The 3739-nt window shown below is 36.9% G+C and carries 2 protein-coding genes; both read left to right on the top strand.

Annotated features, from left to right (window positions below):
* Positions 1-2913 (top strand): hypothetical protein (locus tag KEM10_RS23365; protein ID WP_212220661.1); only part of this gene is annotated, 2913 nt, incomplete at its 5' end.
* Positions 2913-3739, top strand: an 827-nt coding sequence (locus KEM10_RS23360) for a sialate O-acetylesterase (protein WP_212220658.1), incomplete at its 3' end; no start/stop codon positions are given. The genes KEM10_RS23365 and KEM10_RS23360, both read left to right, overlap by 1 nt.

The raw sequence follows: 3739 nt of genomic DNA, 5'->3' as shown, positions 1-3739 counted from the left end.
CATTGGATGGATTCGTTTTGGCATAAAGATGAACAAATTCCGGCTGCCAGTATTGATGGACTACAAAACTTGCTTGATGAAAAGGTGACAGATGCTCCATTAGAGAATGGTCCTTATGTGCGTAATGGTGGTATATGGATCCCTTTTGATAGTTCAAATATACTTTTAAGTGATGCAGTTGCACAGTCATTAAGTGAGATAGCTCCTAATTTAGCCATTGCATTGGCCGAAATGAAAACGGCTATCATTACTATTCGTGATCAGGTACGACGTTTAGCCGGTGCAGCTGTTACCTTAAATATGGGTGTAAGTCCGCAAACAATTGGTTTGACTGAAACATTACTTGATTTTAGTACATCATTTGCCTCTACCAACACTGATGTGATTGATACAGATGACAACAATGAGTTAATTGCCATAAAAATTAATGGTCGATATCAATACGCTACCTATGTTGTTTTCGCAAATCCTAGCACCAATCAGTATGCTAACATTACACTTCGTACCCGATCAAGTGATGATGCTGCAGGATTAATTACCGAGCGTGTTATTGAAGTTCCTAAGAATAGCGTTTACATTGCACCAATTACCAATGTTCCTTTTGATATCACCGATGCACCGCGAAGCGTTTACGTGACTTTCCAAAGTGATATCGCTAATGTTCAAATAGTAGAATTTGAAACAACTTTAACAACCAGTGCCAACACTGCCATTCTTCCAGGAGGTGGATTAACTCAATTGCTCTATTCAAACATTAGCGAAATTAAAGCTATAACCGGTTATGGTGATGGTAACAATGCAGGTGATGTTACAACGGGCATATTCTATGAGTTTTCAAGTGCCAGTACAGCTACACCTGATGATATTGATGTATTGTTACCTGATGATATCACAGAACCTGATCCAGGACGATGGGTGAAGAAAATGCAGGTTGTAAGAAAAGGTGATATTGAAATAATCACAAACGAACAACCTACTGTATCATTAAAATTTGACAAATCATATTGGCCAGATGAAACAAGACAATTAGATTTATCTAGTGGAGATTTGACATTATCATTAAACACTGGTGTGACAAATGTAGTAGGTAATTGCAATTGGTTTGATGTGGTTGCAGATGGAGTACACGCTATTAATATAGAAACGGGTTTTAAATCAAATGGGGTATTTCCTATTGATTTGGATGGTATGGTTCCAGAAGCAGGAACTCATCCTGTTTTTTGCATTTATTCACCAAACGGTATAGTTATAAATATTCCAACCCTAATAAGTAGTGGAGTTACACCGGAACCAAGTACTCATCCAACTGCTACGAACGTTTATTTCACAGGTCAACCTGTTGTAGGCCAAACCATGTCTGGTCAATATACATTTAACGCAGGAAGTGGAGGATTACCAGAGAGCGGAACAACTTACCAATGGTATAGGGCAACTGATCAAAGTGGAACAGGAAGAGTGGCAATATCAGGAGCTACATTTAGAAATTATGTGGTGCAGGCAGCTGATGAAGATTATTATTTGCAATTTGAGGTAACAGTATCAGACGGAACAAATACTGGTGATGCAGTTCAGAGTGCATGGAGTAGACAGGTAGCCTTAACAGATACATTCCCACCTGAGATTCAATTGAAAATAATTGAAGATGCAAATCCTAATATTTTAAAACTTGTTTTTGATGAGGATGTAACAGCAACTAATTTAGGATACACTGTTAAATATGATACAGTGGTACAAACTATCATTAGTTTATCAGGAAGCGGTACTAATGAATTACTACTAGAGATTTCACGACAAGCGCAAAGTGGTGAGGTTATCACATTCTCATATGATTCAACAACAGGAGATACTGTTGATGGAAATTCAAATGAGTTAGTTTCTTTTACTGATGTTGCGGTAACAAATGAGGTTCAATCCTCACCGATTGCGGCAATTCCTTATAACACTGATTTGGTAGCTGCCTATATGTACAATCAAATAGAGGTTGATGATGTTTCTGGAAACATCACAGTCCTAAAGAATCCAATAAATTCTGCTTTAAATCTTCCATGTACATCAACAGATGCAAACAGACCTACTTTAGATGATGCAAATAAGCGAGTTTTAATGTACGGTAAAATTATTGAGGACGGGTCGTATACATTAAGTGATGACGGCACATTTACAGTTGTGCTTAGAATTGAGCAACAGGCAGACGATCCAAATGAATTGAATAGGTCATTACTCTATAATAGCGCATATAGAACATTGAATTTAAGGACATTTACACAAGGTTATTTTTTTAATGTACTGACAACTATAAACAAGGCGTTTTATGATGTCCATTTCGGAAAACATGTTATAACAATGGTATCCGATGGTGCAAATGTTAGTGTATATTTAGATGAAAAAACAACGCCAATGTTTACAAGTGCAACGGCATTGACTAATTTAATACTCACATCAATACTTAAAACTTATACAGTATCATCAAAGATACAAGCATTTCAAGAAATGTTATTTTATAATAGGGCATTATCTGAAGCGGAACGCCTTATTGTTACTAGAGATTATTTGGGTAATAAATATGGGGTGGATACAGGTGATAGACCCGTGATAACCTCATTTGGATTAACGAACGTTTCCAATGGCGGTACAGTTAATAATAGTGATGTTGGCCAATTTGCATTTACATTATCTGATAGTCGCGTAATAGATCGAATAATTCTATTACAAACTACCAATTCGGCTTATATGGCCACTAATACCTCTTATTTAATTTTAGAAGATGGAACGCTCAGGGAGTTCAATTTTGATGTTCCCCCATTTAATGCTCAAAGTAATGTGGAATTTGGAATTATTGTTATTGATGAACTGGGAAGGGTTTCGGATATCTTTATAGACACAACTATTAACTTTACTATAACAGACGTATAATGAATGGAATGCAGATGTTTTTTAATATGTTAGGTGGTGGAGGTGGAGGTTCAGTGACTCCCACTCCACCTGAGGAGGTTGACTTCCTTGTATTTCTATCCTATGGGCAATCTAATGATGATGGACGAGCTCCCTTTGCAGATAGACCTGCTTATGTTGGTTCAGACGGTATTGTACCGGGTGTTAAAATGTGGAACGGTGCAAGTTTTCCAGATATGCAACTAGGTGTTAATTCAGGCGCAGAAATACCAGCATTGGATCAATGGGCGTTTGACTTACCATTATTTTACCAGATAAGTCAATATTTAAACAAAAATATCCTTGTTATTAAGAGGAGTAAGGGTGCGACATCATTAGCCATTGGAGTAACAACACAGGGATGCTGGAATGTTGATTTTGCAAATATCCCGGATGGCACCCCAGCTTTATTAGAGGAGTTTGAGGCAAAATTTAATGCAGCAATTGCTTATATAGAAGGTCTAGGGAAAACGTATAGAGTTGTGGCAGCTTTCAGGCATCAAGGTGAAGCGGATGCTGGTAGTCCTTATAATGCAGAATTCGAAACTAACCTAACAAATGAGATTTCCTACGTTAGATCCTTTGTTGGTAATGCTAACCTGCCAATATTCTTAGGTAATATTTCAACTTCATCAAGTTCTTACGATAGTATTGTTGATGCAGCAATTAATAATGTTGTGGCAGCATCATCTAATAATTTTTTATTTGATTGTGATGGTAAAGAATTGCTTGTTGATTCACTTCATTTTAGTGCAAATGGTAATGTTAGCATAGCTTCAGATATTTTAACCTTACTGATTAATAATGT

Origin of the sequence: Carboxylicivirga linearis, assembly GCF_018271995.1 — a bacterium.
Classification (GTDB): Bacteria; Bacteroidota; Bacteroidia; order Bacteroidales; family Marinilabiliaceae; genus Carboxylicivirga; species Carboxylicivirga linearis.
The sequence above is the reverse complement of the archived record's forward strand: the minus strand, read 5'-3'. Positions and strand labels throughout refer to the sequence as shown.